Source organism: Nonomuraea jabiensis, from assembly GCF_014204795.1.
In the GTDB taxonomy this organism is placed as follows: domain Bacteria; phylum Actinomycetota; class Actinomycetes; order Streptosporangiales; family Streptosporangiaceae; genus Nonomuraea; species Nonomuraea jabiensis.
This window is the reverse complement of the sequence record NZ_JACHMB010000001.1, coordinates 9,498,240-9,513,917: the sequence shown is the minus strand read 5'-3', so window position 1 is coordinate 9,513,917 and position 15,678 is coordinate 9,498,240. Positions and strand designations below refer to the sequence as shown.

16 protein-coding genes and 2 pseudogenes are annotated in these 15,678 nt (G+C 68.9%); 7 read left to right on the top strand and 11 right to left on the bottom strand.

Annotated features, from left to right (window positions below):
• Nucleotides 1-3 precede the first annotated feature (3 nt).
• Both HD596_RS43435 and HD596_RS43430 read left to right on the top strand, forming a co-directional pair.
• On the top strand, nucleotides 4-330 hold the full coding sequence (locus tag HD596_RS43435) for a rhodanese-like domain-containing protein (RefSeq protein ID WP_221521093.1): 327 nt from the start codon (nucleotides 4-6) through the stop codon (nucleotides 328-330).
• Between the two features lie 69 nt (nucleotides 331-399).
• Nucleotides 400-558, top strand: a complete 159-nt coding sequence (locus tag HD596_RS43430; protein WP_185075216.1) for a hypothetical protein — start codon at nucleotides 400-402, stop codon at nucleotides 556-558.
• Between the two features lie 251 nt (nucleotides 559-809).
• On the opposite strand, the gene HD596_RS43425 is transcribed toward HD596_RS43430, so the two are convergent.
• Entirely contained in the window at nucleotides 810-1,253 is a 444-nt protein-coding gene (locus HD596_RS43425) for a MarR family winged helix-turn-helix transcriptional regulator (RefSeq protein WP_185075215.1), read from the bottom strand.
• Between the two features lie 92 nt (nucleotides 1,254-1,345).
• Between HD596_RS43425 and HD596_RS43420 the strand changes: the two genes are divergently transcribed.
• From HD596_RS43420 to HD596_RS43410, 3 genes are all read left to right on the top strand, one after another.
• Complete coding sequence (locus HD596_RS43420; protein ID WP_185075214.1) at nucleotides 1,346-2,368, top strand: NADP-dependent oxidoreductase; 1,023 nt, start codon at nucleotides 1,346-1,348, stop codon at nucleotides 2,366-2,368.
• Nucleotides 2,365-3,219, top strand: coding sequence for an NAD(P)H-binding protein (locus tag HD596_RS43415; RefSeq protein WP_246555294.1), 855 nt, complete (start codon nucleotides 2,365-2,367; stop codon nucleotides 3,217-3,219). The genes HD596_RS43420 and HD596_RS43415 overlap by 4 nt, the downstream gene beginning before the upstream one ends.
• A gap of 710 nt (nucleotides 3,220-3,929) precedes the next feature.
• Nucleotides 3,930-5,369, top strand: coding sequence for an MFS transporter (locus tag HD596_RS43410; RefSeq protein WP_185075212.1), 1,440 nt, complete (start codon nucleotides 3,930-3,932; stop codon nucleotides 5,367-5,369).
• 397 nt (nucleotides 5,370-5,766) lie between these two features.
• On the opposite strand, the gene HD596_RS43405 is transcribed toward HD596_RS43410, so the two are convergent.
• Both HD596_RS43405 and HD596_RS43400 read right to left on the bottom strand, forming a co-directional pair.
• Nucleotides 5,767-6,678 carry an NADP-dependent oxidoreductase gene (locus HD596_RS43405; protein WP_185075211.1) on the bottom strand — a complete coding sequence of 304 codons (912 nt, stop codon included), beginning with the start codon at nucleotides 6,676-6,678 and terminating at the stop codon, nucleotides 5,767-5,769.
• 22 nt (nucleotides 6,679-6,700) lie between these two features.
• Nucleotides 6,701-7,381 (bottom strand): TetR/AcrR family transcriptional regulator, encoded by a 681-nt coding sequence (locus HD596_RS43400; protein ID WP_185075210.1) that lies wholly within the window; start codon nucleotides 7,379-7,381, stop codon nucleotides 6,701-6,703.
• Nucleotides 7,382-7,467: 86 nt separating this feature from the next.
• Here HD596_RS43400 and HD596_RS43395 point away from each other — a divergent pair, with 86 nt between their 5' ends.
• On the top strand, nucleotides 7,468-8,778 hold the full coding sequence (locus HD596_RS43395; protein WP_185075209.1) for an MFS transporter: 1,311 nt from the start codon (nucleotides 7,468-7,470) through the stop codon (nucleotides 8,776-8,778).
• Nucleotides 8,779-8,825: 47 nt separating this feature from the next.
• Here HD596_RS43395 and HD596_RS43390 read toward each other — a convergent pair whose 3' ends face one another.
• From HD596_RS43390 to HD596_RS62745, 4 genes and pseudogenes are all read right to left on the bottom strand, one after another.
• Nucleotides 8,826-9,404 carry an NADPH-dependent FMN reductase gene (locus HD596_RS43390; protein ID WP_185075208.1) on the bottom strand — a complete coding sequence of 193 codons (579 nt, stop codon included), beginning with the start codon at nucleotides 9,402-9,404 and terminating at the stop codon, nucleotides 8,826-8,828.
• Between the two features lie 596 nt (nucleotides 9,405-10,000).
• Nucleotides 10,001-10,963 (bottom strand): hypothetical protein, encoded by a 963-nt coding sequence (locus tag HD596_RS43385; RefSeq protein WP_246558556.1) that lies wholly within the window; start codon nucleotides 10,961-10,963, stop codon nucleotides 10,001-10,003.
• Nucleotides 10,964-11,101: 138 nt separating this feature from the next.
• A pseudogene (locus tag HD596_RS62750) lies at nucleotides 11,102-11,326 on the bottom strand (hypothetical protein); the annotation flags it as partial.
• Between the two features lie 10 nt (nucleotides 11,327-11,336).
• Nucleotides 11,337-11,480 (bottom strand): annotated as a pseudogene (locus HD596_RS62745) (sigma factor); the annotation flags it as partial.
• Nucleotides 11,481-11,661: 181 nt separating this feature from the next.
• Here HD596_RS62745 and HD596_RS43380 point away from each other — a divergent pair.
• Nucleotides 11,662-11,973, top strand: a complete 312-nt coding sequence (locus tag HD596_RS43380; RefSeq protein ID WP_185075207.1) for a hypothetical protein — start codon at nucleotides 11,662-11,664, stop codon at nucleotides 11,971-11,973.
• A gap of 28 nt (nucleotides 11,974-12,001) precedes the next feature.
• On the opposite strand, the gene HD596_RS43375 is transcribed toward HD596_RS43380, so the two are convergent.
• The 4 genes from HD596_RS43375 to HD596_RS43360 all read right to left on the bottom strand — a co-directional run bounded on the left by HD596_RS43375 (nucleotide 12,002) and on the right by HD596_RS43360 (nucleotide 15,510).
• The gene (locus HD596_RS43375; RefSeq protein WP_246555292.1) at nucleotides 12,002-12,958 is read right to left on the bottom strand and encodes a tyrosine-type recombinase/integrase; all 957 of its coding nucleotides are present in this window, start codon (nucleotides 12,956-12,958) and stop codon (nucleotides 12,002-12,004) included.
• Nucleotides 12,959-13,094: 136 nt separating this feature from the next.
• Nucleotides 13,095-13,760, bottom strand: a complete 666-nt coding sequence (locus HD596_RS43370; protein WP_185075206.1) for a response regulator transcription factor — start codon at nucleotides 13,758-13,760, stop codon at nucleotides 13,095-13,097.
• Nucleotides 13,757-14,905 (bottom strand): sensor histidine kinase, encoded by a 1,149-nt coding sequence (locus HD596_RS43365; RefSeq protein ID WP_185075205.1) that lies wholly within the window; start codon nucleotides 14,903-14,905, stop codon nucleotides 13,757-13,759. The genes HD596_RS43370 and HD596_RS43365 overlap by 4 nt, the downstream gene beginning before the upstream one ends.
• A gap of 182 nt (nucleotides 14,906-15,087) precedes the next feature.
• Nucleotides 15,088-15,510: a hypothetical protein gene (locus HD596_RS43360; protein ID WP_185075204.1), complete on the bottom strand. Its 423-nt coding sequence runs from the start codon at nucleotides 15,508-15,510 to the stop codon at nucleotides 15,088-15,090.
• Nucleotides 15,511-15,678 lie beyond the last annotated feature (168 nt).

Below are 15,678 nucleotides of genomic sequence, written 5' to 3'. Positions count from 1 at the left end.
GCGATGAAGTCGTATCCGCCGGACTTCGCCGCCGAGCACCTGCCCGGCGCGCGCAATGTGCCAGATCAGGTGTCGGCCGAACTGGCCGAGCGGGTGGCGCCCGATCGGGCCGCCCCGGTGGTGGTCTACTGTTCGGGCCCGTATTGCAACCGCTCGAAGATCGCCGCTGCGGCGTTCGTCCGGCTCGTGTACGCCGACGTGCGCGTCTATGCGGGCGGCAAACAGGATTGGGCGCAGGCCGGGCTGGTGTTCGAGAGCATCCGCGCGAGCACGTGGGATCGGAAAGCATCATGGAACCGCCCGCGAGCGTCAATCCCCACCGTCGCCTAGCTAGCAGAGCGTCGCCGTGGGGAGCACATGAAACTCGAGAAGACCTTTATGAGGCCGGCGATGGCGTAGTTGCCGCTGGTGTGCATCCGCCAGTTCGGCTTGCTGGCGGGTGGTGAGCTTGGGCTGCTTGCCTTTGAGCTTGCCGCGGGAGCAGGCGATGGCCATACCCTCGCGGGTGCGCATCTTCAGCAGGTCGGCTTCGAACTCGGCGAATACGGCCGGCGTTGAAGAGCATCTTCGACATGGGGTCGCCAGGGTCGTAGATGCTCCCGCCAAGCGACAGGCGGGGAACAGCGGAGCAGTCAGTGGCGATACGCGCCGATCATGGTCAGGGTCGGCTGCCCTCCAGACAGACACCGGGCCGACGCGTAGGTGGGGCCGACTCACACTCGTAGAACCAATGCCCGAGGCATCGCCCTTGTGGAACTGCTCCATCAGCGCCTCTTACCAGGCCGGACCGCTTACCGCGCCTCGAGGAGTCAGCTGTTCGGTTCCCGTATTCCGTTGAGAGCCTTGCGGAGCAGGGTGGCCAGCTGGTCCTGTTCGCGGGCGCTCAGATTGGCGATGGCGGACCGGGCGAACTCGAAGGACTCCTCGAAGGCGGCGTAGAGGATGGCCCCGTTGGGGGTCCGGACGATCTGCCGGGAGCGGCCGTCGTCGGGGTGAGGGCGGCGGCGGACGAGATCGCGCGCCTCGAGCCTGCTGATGATCTGGGTGATATTGGACGCGTCGCAGCCGAGTTCGTCGGCCAGTTCTCGCATCCCGATCTGCCGGGTGAGCCGCCCGAGCACACAGGCCTGAGCCACGCTCAGCCCGTGCTCCAGGGCGGCGCTTTCGTATGCGCGGTCGTAGGCGTCGACGAAGTCGAACATCGCCCGCTCGGCATCGGTCGAGGCGGTGACGGGCCCCGAGGGTACGGCCATGGGGCCAGTCTACCAATGAACTTGATGCACTCAAGTATGTGTGTCAGCATAGATGCTTGAGTGCATCAAGCATCTAGGGAAGGAGTGGTCCGATGAGCAAGGGACGGGCCCGGGAGTGGCACCTGACACGACGGCCGCCGGCGCAGGCGTCAGCCGACGACTTCGCGCTGGTCGAAGCCCAGATCCCCGAGTTGCGGCCCGGCCAGGTCCTGGTTCGTAACACACACCTGTCGGTGGACCCGTACATGCGTGGCCGGATGGACGACCGCCCGTCCTACATCCCTCCGTTCCCGCTGAACGCGCCGCTGGAGGGGGGAGCGGTCGGCGTGGTCGTCGAGTCCCGCGCGGACGGCGTCAAGCCGGGCCAGGTGGTCGAGCACTTCCTGGGGCTGCGCGAGGCCACCGTGATCGATGCGGCCGGGGTCGTCCCGATCGATACCGACCATCTGCCCGCCGAAACCTATCTCGGTGTGCTCGGTGTGACGGGTCTGACCGCATGGCTGGGCATCACCCAGATGGCGTCGGTGCGATCCGGCGACACGGTGTTCGTCACGGGAGCGGCCGGCGCGGTCGGGAGCATCGCCGGTCAGATCGCCAGGCTGCGGGGAGCCAAGCGCGTGATCGGCAGCGCTGGATCGTCCGCCAAGGTGCGTCATCTGGTGGACGACCTAGGTTTCGACACCGCCTTCGACTACCACGACGGTGCTGTCGGTGAGCACCTTGCACACGCCGCGCCGGACGGCATCGACGTCGTGTTCGACAACGTCGGCGGCGCCCAGCTGGAGGCCGCGATCGACCATCTCCGGGTCGGCGCCCGGCTTGCCCTGTGCGGGATGGCCAGCCAGTACGACGGCCGGGAACCACACGGCCTGCGGAATCTGTACCAGTTGGTCACCAAGCGGGCGACTGTGCGCGGCTTCCTGGTCACCGACCACCAGGACCAGATGCCCGCCTTCCGCGCTGAAGTGGGTTCCTGGGTGCGCTCGGGTGAGATCGTCCACCGGCAGACGGTGCTGGACGGCATCGAGCGGGTGCCCGAAGCCCTGCTCGGCCTGCTGCACAGCGGAGCCCCCACGATCGGTAAGGCCGTCGTCCGACTCCGGGAGCAGGCATGACCCGCACGGTGCTGGTGACCGGAGCCCGAGGTAAAACAGGACGCGAGGTGACTGCCCGACTACGCCGCTCCGGGCTCCTCGTCCGCGCCGGGTCGTCGCAGCCCGTCAGGACGCCGGCCACCGGGATCGAACCGGTCCTGTTCGACTGGCACGACCAGGCGACCTGGCGCGAGGCGGGCTCAGCCGCGGACGCGATCTACCTGATGCGCCCCGACCTCCCCGCCGCCCCCGAGCTCGTCGCCGGCCTGATCGAGGTGAACCCGGACGCGCATGTCGTCCTCCTGTCCGAGCAGGGAGCCGAAACCCTCTCCCCGGACCACTGGGCGCGCCGGGTCGAGGACGCGGTCGTCACCCGGGCCGCTTCCTGGACACTGCTCCGTCCGTCCTGGTTCCACCAGGTCCTGACCGACCCTCGGTTCTACCGCGACGCCATACGGGACGACCACGTCCTGAGCCTGCCCTCGGGCGGTGCCCCGATCGCGTGGGTGGACGCACGCGACATCGCCGACGTCGCCGTGGCCGCCCTGAGCGCGCCGGAGGAGCATCACGAGCAGGCGCACACGATCACCGGCCCGGAGCCGGTTCCGGTCGCGTCCGTTGCGCAGGAGCTCTCCGCGCGCCTCGGTCACCGGATCCGCGCCGAGGATCCGCCCCCGCAGGAGACCCTCCACGGCCTCGACCCCTGGACAGCCGACATTCTCGACGACCTCTACCGCCGCGTCCGACACGGCGGCTTCGGCGAGCTCTCACCGGCCGTGAAGCAGATCATCGGCCGTGAGCCCACGTCGATAGGCGAGTTCATCGACGCCCACCTCGACCAATGGAGGACAAGCCCGATGCCAGCCCCATAGCCGCGTACCGGCCGGGCTGGTGATCCGTCAGGGTGCCGGGTGGTCGGGGGGCGCCTACTCCGAGCACGTACTGGTGGACGAGGCCTGGGCCTCAAAGGTGGGTGTCTCGGAGTTCCCTCGTTCGTCATCGACGGGCGTCGGCTGATCGACGGTGCCGCGAGCGACGACGAGATGGCGGCGATGCTGCACGGGGCCTGGGACGCGGCCTGACCGGCCTGCAGAGACTGCCCTGGTCCGAGCCCGTCTCTTTCCAGCTGATTCTGCTGATGAGTAGCAGCAGCGTTTATCGGTGAGTTTGGACAGCACTCGGGGGCTGATCGGTTCTGGAATGTTGGCGAGAATTAGCAGCACCCAGAGACCCGGATGCTCATCTAGTGTGTTCCGGTGATTACCGATAGTGGCGTGAAGATGGCTGGCGCTGGAAGGAGGCCAGCGCGTCGAAGCTTGTTCTTCATCTCTCTGCGGCGACCATCCGCGCGAACCTGCGGGTACAGATAAAAGGTGTGGTCCGGGTCGTCGGCTGCTTGGTACGGTCGCGGCCATGTTGATCGTGAAGGCCTTGGGATGGATGGTTCGACGCGCGGACACGGGCGATGCGGCTGGGCTCGTACAGCTTGCCCGACGGACAGCGTCCGTTGCTGATGAACCGGACGTGACCAACCGACTCAACGGCTGAGAGCGCATCCGTGTCCACCGTTCCCGCGGCCCGCATGAGCGGACGAGCCTGGGCCCTGCTGCTCGTCCTGTGTGGCACCATCTTCCTCGAGGGCAGCGACGTCGCCATGTTGGCCGTTGCCATCCCCACCATCCGCGCCGACCTCGGCCTGACCACCGGCACCGCGGCGTGGGTGATGAGCGGCTACGTGCTCGGCTACGCCGGTTTCACCCTGCTCGGCGGCCGTGCCGCCGATCTGCTGGGCAGGCGACGGATGTTCCTCACCTGGCTGGGCGTCTTCCTGGTCTTCTCCATGCTGGGCGGCTTCGCGACCGACGGGTGGATGCTGGTCGTGGCCCGCTTCGTCACCGGTGTGGCAGCGGCCTTCATGACCCCCGCCGCCATGTCGATCATCACGACCTCGTATCCGGAGGGGCCGCAGCGCAATAAGGCCCTGCTGGTCTTCGCCGGCGTCGGCGCCGGCGGCTTCTCGCTGGGCCTCGTCATCGGCGGGCTGCTGACCGAACTCGGCTGGCGCTGGGTGTTCTTCGCCCCGGTGTTCTTGGCCGGCGCCATCCTGCTCGCGGCGCTCAGGCTCCTGCCCGCCGAGGCCCGCCCTGAGCCCGCGCATCGCGGCTACGACCTGGCAGGCGCGGCCAGCGCCGCCGCTGCGATGCTGCTACTCGCCTACGGCATCGTCCGGCTCGAGCACCGCGGCGAAGGGCTCGGGCTGACCATCGGCGCGTTCGCCGCCGGGCTGGCGCTAGTGGCGATGTTCATCGTGATCGAATGGCGCGCCAAAACGCCGCTCGTCCGGCTGGGGATCTTCCGCAAGGCCGCGATGGTCCGGGCCAACCTCGCCGCGCTGCTCTTTCTGGGCGCGTTCTTCGGCTTCCAGTTCATCGTCACGCTCTACCTGCAGGAACTGCGCGGCTGGTCCTCCCTGCAGACCGCGATCGCGCTGATCGCCATGGGCTGCGACGCCGTGCTGGCTCCCATCCTCACCCCTCGCCTGGTGAACCGCTACGGCCACGCCCGGGTGATTTTCGGCGGCTTCCTGCTGGCGATCGTGGCCTACGGGCTCTTCCTGACGGTGGAGATGGACTGGTCATACGCGGCGATGTTCCCGACCCTGATCATCTCGGGCACCGCCTTCGCCCTCGCCTACGGTCCGCTCACGATCGCGGCGACCAACAGCGTGGCGGAGGAGGAGCAGGGCCTGGCCGGCGGTCTGCTGTACACCTTCACCCAGTTCGGCTCGGCGGTCGGGATCTCCGCTGTGACCGCGGTGTACGGAATCGCCGCGGCCGGCACCGATGGCTCGCCGGGCGCGGTGCTGGACGCCTACCGCACCGCGCTCGTCGTTCCGGTGGTCATGGTGCTGCTGGGAGCAGCGGTCTCCGCCTTCGGCCTACGCAGCGCCAGGCCCGCCGGCCAGCGGAAAGGCGCGGCGCCCGCGGCCCGCGACGAGGTCAGCGACGGCGTTCCGGGGTGACTGGTCGTCTCGTGTCCTTCCTCGAGGCTGCGCCGTTTCAGCCTGCGGTGAAATTGCTCCAGCACACAGAACACGCACGCGTTACAGTCGGCCCGGCCGTCCTTGCGCGTGGGCTCGCCGAGTGGTTGCGCGGAGGGTGGGCCAGCGCGGCGAGCAGCGCCTTCATCGCCGCCAGCATCCGCTCACCCTCGGGATTGGCGTTACTTCTCGCAGGCCGTTCTGTCCAGGCGACATAGCCGTCAGGACGCACCTGCTGCCGTTCCAGGTCGCGGACACGGAGATCTTCTACGGTCGTGAGCAGGCCACGGCAGCGCCGGCGAACCGGCTATGAGCCAGGTCGAGTAATCGACTTGGCCGATTATGTGTCTGAGCGCACGCGCCCGATCGGCGTGTGCGCTCAGCTGATGTTGATCACGACCTTGCCACGGCTGTGCCCGCTCCCGACGTCGCGCTGTGCTTCTGCGGCGTGGTCGAGGGTGTATTCCGCTCTGATGTGCACGGAGATCTGGCCCTTCTCGTGGTAAGCGAGCATCTCGGTGAGACCTTCGGCGCTGCGGACGCCGGTCCAGTCGCGGATGCCGAGGGCGGCGATCTCGTCGGAGAAGACCATGGTCACCACGCGTTCCGGGTCGTGGGCGATTGCGAGTGCCGCGCGGAGTCCGTCGACCTCGAATCCAAGAGCGGCGTCGACGCCGTTGGGGGCGATGGCGCGAAGCCGTTCCACGAGCCCGGGCCCGTAGGCGACCGGGACCGCCCCAAGGAATCGCAGGTAGTCATGGTTGGCCTCGCTGGCGGTGCCGATCACGGTGCTCGCCCCCATCGCCTTCGCGAGCTGGACCGCTATCGTCCCCAGCCCGCCGGACGCGCCGTTGATCAGGACGACGTCGCCGATGGTCACGCGCATCTGATTGAGGGCATTGCGGGCACCCTGGGCGGCCCCGGAGAACCCGCCGGCGATCTTCCACGGCATGTCGGCCAGCTTCGGCGCGACCTGGTCGTACGGTACCACGACCCATTCAGCGTAGCCGCCGAGCGTGCTGAACCCGAGGACGGCGTCGCCGACCGAGAATCTCGTGACGCCCGCACCGACCTGGTCGATCGTGCCGGCGAACTCGTTTCCCGGCACGATCGGGAAGTCGCCCACGAGCGCGCGGGGGAAGCGTCCCTCGCGGACGCCGCAGTCGAAGGGTTGGACCCCGGCGACCTTGACCTGCACACGTACCTGCCCTGCTTGCGCGTGGGGCTCGTCCAGTTCGACGGCGCGGAGCACCTCTGGGGGTCCGAACGAGGACAAGGCGGCGGCTTTCACTGGTGTCTCCTTCTGTCGACCTTCACTCGGGGGGCTGGGCGCCATCTGCTGGAGGCGCCCATCTCATGGCGAACAGCTCGTATCCGGGAGGCCGGCCGGGCACCGGCCCCGCGGGAACGGCCCTGAGGCCGCTGAGCGCGATGGCGATGACGCGTTCTCTCGCGTTCCGGGCGGCGTCGTCCAGTCCGGTCCGTCCCTGCCGCTGCAGCTGTTCCTGGAGCGGGGACTTGGAGAGTTGTTCGATGAGCAGCTCGAGATCGACCGGGGTCACTCCGGCGCGGAGCACCTTGGCCCGGTGGGCGCGCTCGACGAGCCGGGCCACCGCACGGTCGCCCTGCCCGGCCAGTTCGGTCATCTCGTCGGTGAGCTCAAAGGTGCCGGCCACGGGCGCCAGCGAACCGGGGCCCGACCGGATCGACGCCATCGCGTAGTGCATCAGGCCCTCCCACGGGTCGTCCATGGCCAGGCCCTCCGTCGCCGCGTCGAGGTATTCCCGCAGCGCGATCAGGCACAGCCGCTGGAACAGCTCCTGCTTCGTGCGGTAGCGCCGATACAGCGACCCGACCCCGACTCCGGCTCGGGCCGCGATCGATGCCACCGACGCGTGCGCGCCGTCCACCGCCAGCACCTCGCGGGCCGCTCGCAGCAAAGCCCGGTCGTTTCGGGCGACCTCCTCGCTGCGCCATGAACGCGAACTCGTCATGACGGCAGTCTACACAGTTGCGGAGTGATTCGCTCCGCAACTATGGTGCAACGCGGAGCGATTCGCTCCGTAGAAGAGGAGGCGGCATGGCCACCAGCACATCCGACATCGGCGACACCGATCCGGCACCCAGGCGCGCCCGGCTCCCCCGGCCGCTTCGGCCATTCCGGACGGGCCAGTACCGGCTGCTGGCGACCGCGCTCGGCCTGAGCCTGGCCGGCAGCGGCATGTGGACGGTCGCGGTGGTGTGGCAGGTGATCGCGATCGGCGCGGGTCCGTCCGAACTCTCCTTGATCGCCACCGCGGGCGGCGTCGGACTGGTCGCGACCGCCCTGCTGGGAGGCGTCGTCGCCGACCGCGCGTCCCGGCGGCGCATCATCGTGCTCGCCCAGGCCGCCAAGGCGATGGCCGCCGGCTCGGTGGCGGTCACCGCCACCATGGACCTGCTCACCCCCGGACAGCTCATCGTGGTCGCCGTGGTGCTCGGGATCGCGGACGGGTTCTTCTATCCCGCCTACTCCGCGCTCGTCCCCTCCGTCGTCCCGCAAGACGATCTGCTCGCGGCCAATGGGATCGAGGGCATGCTGAGGCCGACGCTGATGCAGGCAGCCGGGCCGGGCACCGCCAGCGCACTGATCAGTGTCATCGCGCCGAGCATGGCGTTCGCCGGGATCGCCGGCGTGCATCTGCTGGCCGCGACATGCACCGCTATCGTGCGCGAGCCCGAGACGCGCGACCGTACGGCGCGGCCGGGCAGCCCTGTCCGGTCGGTGGTGGGCGACCTGCGGGCCGGGTTCGCCTATCTGCTCACGACGCCGTGGCTGGTCGCCACGCCGACGTTCGCCGTCACGCTCGTCCTGGTCACCGTTGGGCCGATCCAGATCCTGCTGCCGTTCGCGATCCGCGATCAGGGGGCGGGCGGGCCGCAGGCGTTCGCGCTGGCCCTGGCCTGCTACGGTCTCGGCGGGGTGAGCGGCTCGCTCGCGATGTCCGCGTTGGCCCTTCCCCGGCGCTACCTGTCTGTGATGCTCCTGGCTTGGGGTGGAGGTTGTCTTCCGCTCGCCGTCCTCGGGGCGTCCGACCAGTTGTGGGTCGTGATCGCCGCGCTCTTCCTGTGCGGCGCCCTCACGTCCGGCGCGGGCGTCATCTGGGGAACACTGCTGCAACGTCGCGTCCCGCCCGCCATGCTCGGCCGGGTCTCCAGCCTCGACTTTTTCGTCTCACTCAGCGCGGCTCCCCTGTCCATGGCGCTGGTCGGGCCGGCGGCGGCCGCCTGGGGAAGCCGGCCGGTCTTCCTCGTGGCAGCCGTCGCCCCGCTGACGGTCGCCGTACTGGCCATCGCGCTTGCCCGCCTCCGGCGTGACGAGATCGACCACCCTCTCACCCGCGCGCGATAAGCAGGTCACGCCGCAGTCAGGCTCAGAGGCGGGGCCATGTGCGGGCATCACGGCCGGGCGGGCGTGGTGCCGTCGCGCAGCGCCTTCAGCGCACCGCCCCATGCGACGACCTCATCCAGCATGGCGGAGACCGCGCGCTCTTGGTGAGCGGCCGGTTTGAGGGCGCTGAAGTTCTCGAAGTCGGTGGCCAGAGACAGGGCGACCTGGGAGCTTACGCCGGCCACCTTGAGCTCGCCCATGATCAGGCGCAGATGCTCCACCGCCCGAGCACCGCCCAGACTGCCGTAGCCGACGAACCCGGCCGCCTTGTTGTGCCATTCGGCGTAGAGGAAGTCGATGGCGTTCTTCAACGCGCCGGAGGTCGAGCGGTTGTACTCGGGCGTGACGAACACGTAGGCGTCGAAGGAGGAGATCTTGTCGGCCCATTTCCTGGTGTGGGGAAGGTCGTAGCGCCCCATCGCGGGCGGCATCGCCTCATCCAGGTGCGGCAGGCCAAAGTCCTTGAGGTCGACGAGTTCGAACCGGGCATCATCGCGCGTCGCCGCGAGATCGTGAACCCAGCGGGCAACCGCCTCCCCGTTGCGCCCTGGACGTGTGCTCCCGATGATGATCGCGACATTGATCACGGGTCATTGCCCCTTCGATCGTGATTGTGCGGAAACGGGTGCGCGCCGAGGCCGGCGACTCCACCGCACTCTCAGCTCTCCCGCTCCTCGGTCGAGGCAGTCCTCACCGATGAGGAGCGAAATGCTCCGCAATTTGGCACTCTATAGCGGAGCGACCCGCTCCGCAACTACGCCACACCCGCACGGCTGGAAGCCGCCTGCGCCAAGGCGCTGGCCGTGGGCGACCCCCCACCGCACCATTCCCACCACACCCGCGGGCGCCACGGTTGCGACTACCCGCACATAGCGGGAACCGCTCAGTCCGCCGCGGCAACGGGTCGCCGATCAGCCCAGTCCTGGCCGCGCTACCAGGCACACGTCGAGGTGTTCAGCGGTCTCCCACAGCTTGAACCCGACTCCGGTTGTCGCAGCTGTGGTCGACGGGGACGTTCTGCCCCGCCGCCACATCCGCATCCGCCGGGTGCCGCGGTGATGCCGGGGCGCTTGCTCACGGCCTCGAGTTCCAGCGCGATTTCCATGCCGAGCCTGGTCAAGGGCAGAGCCGGCGGTAGCCCGTGTGTCAGCCGGCCCATGTGTCATGGCTGCCCGGACAGCACCTATTCCTTGATGACGTTGTCGCGTGGACCAGCGTAGACAGGGTTCCTGTCGAAGCGCTTGTCGGTGACGAGCAGGCGGATCAGTTCCGGGTTACGGATGGACTCCTCCGCCTCCCAGACGATCCAGTTGTCGCCGACGGGTTCGGTTTGCGTGCGAAGCTCGCCGAAGCCGCCCGGGTTGTCCGGCGCGACCGCCATGATCAGGTACTCGATCTTCAACCCGCGCCTCTTGAGCTCGGGCAGGACCTCGCCGACGGTCTTCTCATCCACCCGGAAGCCGGCGAGTGAGCGACCCTTCGTGGTTGCCAGCCGGTAGTCGGACTTGACCCCCGCCTTCGGTTCGTGTGACCTGTCGGGCACGAGAACGCAAGGGGCGACCGGGCCGCTCATAAGGATCGTGCTGGTGCTGTGGTCGCTGATCGTCCAGACGAACGTCTGGCCGGGCTTGAAGAGCTTGGTGTCGATCCGCATCTGCCAGCCCTGGCTGTGTTCCTCCCCGGGGATGTTCTCCGGCACGGAGTACAGGCCGCGGGGAATGTCCTGCACATGCGTTCCGCGCGGTTCCTGGCACCACTTGCCCGGGGGCGCGTAGTCGACGGTAGCCGGGACGTTGAGTTCCTTCAACCGCTTCGCCAGCCCCGCCTTGTCGCGGAAATCCCGGATCTGGACGTACGAGACACCGTCGGGTTCCTTGGTGACCGCGTAGGAGGGGGTGCCGCTCTCCTTCAATAGGCTCGGCCCCACCACGATGCCCACGGCAAGCAGCCCCGCGCCCGCCAGCCCCAAGACCAGCCGCCGGGCAGGGCGCCAGCGGGGCCGGACGGCGGACGGGCCGGGCTGCTCGGCGGCGATTGAGGCCAGCAGCTTCCGCGCCCCCACATCAGAGGCGCGCCCTCCCGGCTTGCCCGGTTCCACCCGGGCCAGCGCACGCGTGATCTCGTCGATGCCGTCGATGTTCTTCATCACAGATGTCCCTCCGCGGGGGGCCAACCGGCCTTCCGATGTGAAGTGCACGTCCGCCTCGACGAGTGCGCGGGCGAAACGCCTGCAGGCGCGGTGGAGTCTGATGCGTACGGCGTTGCGCGACATACCGAGCACGGTGGCGATCTCCTGCCGGTCCAGTCCCTCCCACGCGACCAGGGACAACAGCTCCCGATCGGTGTCCGGTAAGGGCGCGGAAGATCTGCGCGATCGCCGCCAGCTCGACCCCGCTGTCGGGCGCGGCCTGGTAGAGGTCGGCCATTTCGGCGTCGAGCTCCACGCTGAGGGCCTGGCGGCGCCCCTCGACCCGATAGTGGTTGGCCAGCACCTTGCGCGCCACGCCATACAGCCACAGCGTGGCCTGCTCGCCATCCGGCACTTCGCCCATTCGCCGCCAGGCGATGGCAAAGGTTTCCGCCACAACGTCCGCCGCATCCTGCGGCGAGTGGCAGCGGCGGGCCGCGTACGCCGTGATCTGGCCATACGTCTCCCGGTACATGGACTCGAACCTGGCCAGCCCACTACCCACGGGCTGGTCCCGCGTCCGGTCTCCTCGGCATCCCCATGGCCGCCTCCTTCATAGGCCTCGCTGTAGTCCTGGGGAAATTTCCAACGGATTTGCCTGACCTGCGACGATGTACGGCTCTGTGAGTGTGGTGTCGATTCGCTACGGTGAAGGCGTGAGCGACGACGAGCCGGAGTTTGGGTACGGCGCGGGCGGACGGCCGCTATGGAGCGTGCGGGATCGGGATGCTGAGGGCATCCGGACGGTGCTGCGCAAAGCGGGACGGCGGGAGTTCAGCGAACGCCATGACGGGTTCGTCGTGGAAGGCGGGGGCGACGGGGCGCCGTTCCTGGTCGCCTGCACTGAGGAGGCCCGGGGTTCCGCGCCGGAGCTCATGCGGTATCGGGTCGATCTGGTGAAGGCCGGGTATCGAGTCGAGCCCGACCCTGACGATGATCAGGTGCTGCTGGTGCGGGACGGCTCGTGACCCGGTGGTCTACCGGGTGGTGTGGGCGTCAGCGGGTACGGCGACGCTGGACGGGGTCGGCTTCGGCGGTGATGCGGGCGGAGGTCTCTTCGCCGAGTCGCACGTAGTGGCCGAGGCTGGCCAGGTGCTGGTGGCGGCTCTTGGCTTGCAGTTCGGGCGCGCTGCGCCCGGCCTGGGCGAGATGTTGGAGCGCCGAGTGCCGCAACTGGTGCAGGGTCCAGCCTTGGCGGTGTGGGTCGAGTGTGGCGGAGGCGGTCTTGAACAGGTACTCGGCGCGCGGGTAGGACAGCCGGCCGCGCCGGGTGGTGGGGTCGATGTCGCCGTCCGCCGGCACTCTGGGGCCGGAGGTGGGAGCGCGCCGGTCGGCCAGGAACACCGGCCCGCTCGTGCGGCCGGCCGGCAGCCGGGGCAGCAGCCGGGCGGTGGGGGTGGCCCAGTGCACGTACTCGATCGCGCCGCCCTTGGAGGTGACGCGGGCACGGCGGAACTCGGGGTCGAGGTCTTCGACGTTGAGGGTGAGGATCTCCTCGGCGCGGGCGGCTGTCTCATACAGCAGCCGCCAGAGCACGCGCTCTCGCAGGGCATGCGAAGTGTCGGTGAACAGCGTCTCCAGCCGGGCGCGGGGGATGGAGCGGTCACCGCGGCGGGCGCTCTTGCGGCGCTCCAGCCGCCGGGCCGGGTCGGTGGCGAGGATCTCCTGGCGCTGGGCCCAGGTGGTGAAGGACGTGAGCGCGGACAGGTGCCGGTTCCACGTCGCGGGTGTGGCCGCCGTCCAGCGTTCCATCGCCGCGGCGTAGTGCTCGGGTTGGAGGGCGGCGGCCGGGAATGGGGTGCCGGTGACGGCGAGCAGGCGCCTGAGGGTCTCGGCGTAGCCGGCGCGGGTCGTGGCCGCGGTGAGGGAGTCGAGGAAGCCGTCGACCGCTGTCGCGGTCGTCGGGCCGACCGGGGCCGGGTCGGGCTGGCCGGGGAACGCGACGACGGACAAGCCAAGCACCTCCTACGCCGATGTGACACATAACGTTACCGAGTCGCACCCGGCCTGGCGGATGCCGAGCTGGGCGGACACGATCGGCTACCAGTCGATGTGACAGATAATTCATATTCTGTGTCACACAGCGATATCACGCGCCGGGCCGTATCAGGCCGCTCTCGTAGGCCAGGATGACCAGCTGGACCCTGTCGCGCACGTCCAGCTTGGCGATGGCCCTGGTGATGTGAGTCTTGGCAGTGAGCGGACTGATGACGAGGCGCTCGGCGATCTCGTTGTTGGAGAGCCCGAGCGCCACGAGCTTGACCGTCTCCAGTTCCCTGGAGGTGAGGGCGGACAGCCGCTGCCCCGCACTAGGCGTGAGGTCCTGCCGGTGGGCGAACTGCTCGATGACGCGCCGGGTCACGCCGGGCGATAGGAGCGCATCTCCGCCGGCGACGGCGGCGACCGCCCGGCGGAGTTCGGCGGGTTCGACCTCTTTGGTGAGGAAGCCGCTGGCTCCGGCGCGCAGGGCGGCGAAGACGTGTTCGTCGGTGTCGAACGTGGTGAGGATGATGACGCGACAGCCCAGAGTGGTCGGGTTGGTGACGATGCGGCGTGTGGCGGTGATCCCATCGGTGCCCGGCATGCGGATGTCCATGAGGATCACGTCAGGGCGGGTGCTCACGGCCAGCCGTACGGCTTCGTCGCCGTCCTGGGCTTCGCCGACGACCGTGATATCCCGGGAGCGGGCCAGCAGGCTGCGGAAGCCGGCCCGTACGAGTGCCTGGTCGTCGGCGAGGAGCACCTTGATCGTCATGCCGTCGAGCCTGCCACAGGGATGTCGGCCCGCACGGCGAAGCCGCCGCCGGGGACAGGTCCTGCGGTGAGCGCGCCCCCGAGTGCGCTCACCCGCTCGCGCATGCCGGCCAGACCATGGCCTTCAGTGACATCGGCGCCGCCTGGGACGCTGCGGCCGTTGTCGGTGATCTCGACGGTGATCGAGCGAGGCTGGTAGCCGATCGTCACCTTGGCTTTGCTCGCCCCTGCGTGCTTGAGCGTGTTGGCGAGGGACTCCTGTACGACACGGTGAATGGCGATGGCGGTAATGGCGGGGACGGCCGCGCGGTCGCCATGCTCGTCGAGGGTCACCTCAAGCCCGGCGGCGCGAGCGTCGGCGATGAGAGTGTCCAAGGAGGCCAGATCCGCCTGGGGTGCGGTGTCAGCGGGGTTGTCGCGCAGGACCGTGATGAGGGAGCGGAGGTCGGCCATCGCTCGGTTCCTGACGTCCTTCGCCAGGCGCAGCGCGGCGGCGGCCGCTGCCGGGTCCTCCTCCAGAGCGTCGGCGGCGACATTGAGCTGCACGCCGACGACAGCCAGCGTGTGCGCGATGACGTCGTGAACCTCGTGCGAGACGCGCAGCCGTTCCTCGGCGGCGCGAGCACGGCTGTCGGTTTCGCGCAGCCGCTCGCGCCAGCGCATCGCGGCGGCGGAGGTGAGGCCCGCGGCGATGAGGATCACCAGGAGCAGTCCTTCCCCCGCGACGTGGAACGCGTACCAGGTCGGGTTCCGGTCCAGGACCAAGCGGAAGTCGACCGCCGAGTAGAGCAGCTGGGCCAGGCCGATGGCGACCACCCAGCGCACCCGTGGCGTGGTGGCGGCGGTGAAGTAGGCAACCGCGGCCGGCCAGATCCAACCAGCGGGAGACCAATGTCCGGTGAGGTGATAGACGAAGATCCCGCCGATCGACAGCAGCAGCACGGTCATCGGCCAGCGACGTCTGACCAGCAGGAGCGCTCCGAGAAGCAGCCCGAGGGGAATCGTGCCCCGCCAGGGGGAATGCACCCCGGTGGCGAGGGCTACGGCGACGAAGAAGACCAAAGTGAGAGCGGCGAGCGCGACGTCGGTGATCCGGGCAAAGTGCCGGACAAGAGCGGGTTCGCGCCGTGGGGACGGCTCGGCCATATGGAGGCCCTTTCTCGAGGGGTGACGGGAGTAACGCCGGGCCGGGGTGTACCGGACGGCGTCGCCCAGATGGTCACATGGGCAACGCCGTCGGGATGTTCGGCTTCCCTACTCGCGTGGACCGGGCTCAAGGACTGCGGAAGCTCTGGATCTGTTTACCAGCCCGGGTGGGAAGGTTCGGATCAGACGTGGGTGACCAGGAGGGTCACGCCTGCCTCGCCGCCACAGTCGACGAACACGGGGCCGACGCCGTTACCGATCTTGGGGTTGAGGGTCGCCTTGGCCACGAATCCCTTCGGATCATCCTTGATGATGCGGATGTTCTGTAGCACCGGGTGCTCCCTGTCGAGCCCGGCGAGCACGGCCTTGAGCCCCTTGCCGCCGCCGCAGTGGCCGGTGATCGTCACCTCCTCGCTGCGCTTGGTGGTGGGATTGGGGCTGACCTGAACCACCGCCCTGGCGCCCTTCGGCGGCTTCGGCGCGGCCATCGCAGCGGTGGCAGCGCTGGCCGTGCCGGCCTGGGCACCAGCCGGCGCGCCGGCCAATCCCAGCAAACCGGCCGTCAAGCTCAGCCCAGCGATCGCAGTCATCACTCTCTTGCCCATGGCGATTACTCCCGTTCTCATCCGACTATCTCGAGGAGAAACGCTAGGCCGGGCCGCAGCGGGAGCGCGTCGTCCGTTGATCGTCACTTGACCTTGCGCCGTTCGCTGTACGCATTACACCGAAGGGAGTAGGCATCAGGCCTCAACCGACCGCACGAGGCCGAGACT

Bases quoted from the DNA above. Each gene is read 5' to 3' on its own strand.
- HD596_RS43365 (WP_185075205.1), bottom strand. From the start codon at position 14,905: ATGGCCGAGCCGTCCCCACGGCGCGAACCCGCTCTTGTCCGGCACTTT.
- HD596_RS43425 (WP_185075215.1), bottom strand. From the start codon at position 1,253: ATGGCCGTACCCTCGGGGCCCGTCACCGCCTCGACCGATGCCGAGCGG.
- HD596_RS43370 (WP_185075206.1), bottom strand. From the start codon at position 13,760: ATGACGATCAAGGTGCTCCTCGCCGACGACCAGGCACTCGTACGGGCC.
- HD596_RS43400 (WP_185075210.1), bottom strand. From the start codon at position 7,381: ATGACGAGTTCGCGTTCATGGCGCAGCGAGGAGGTCGCCCGAAACGAC.
- HD596_RS43360 (WP_185075204.1), bottom strand. From the start codon at position 15,510: ATGGGCAAGAGAGTGATGACTGCGATCGCTGGGCTGAGCTTGACGGCC.
- HD596_RS43415 (WP_246555294.1), top strand. From the start codon at position 2,365: ATGACCCGCACGGTGCTGGTGACCGGAGCCCGAGGTAAAACAGGACGC.
- HD596_RS43435 (WP_221521093.1), top strand. From the start codon at position 4: ATGAAGTCGTATCCGCCGGACTTCGCCGCCGAGCACCTGCCCGGCGCG.
- HD596_RS43410 (WP_185075212.1), top strand. From the start codon at position 3,930: ATGAGCGGACGAGCCTGGGCCCTGCTGCTCGTCCTGTGTGGCACCATC.
- HD596_RS43395 (WP_185075209.1), top strand. From the start codon at position 7,468: ATGGCCACCAGCACATCCGACATCGGCGACACCGATCCGGCACCCAGG.
- HD596_RS43385 (WP_246558556.1), bottom strand. From the start codon at position 10,963: ATGAAGAACATCGACGGCATCGACGAGATCACGCGTGCGCTGGCCCGG.
- HD596_RS43420 (WP_185075214.1), top strand. From the start codon at position 1,346: ATGAGCAAGGGACGGGCCCGGGAGTGGCACCTGACACGACGGCCGCCG.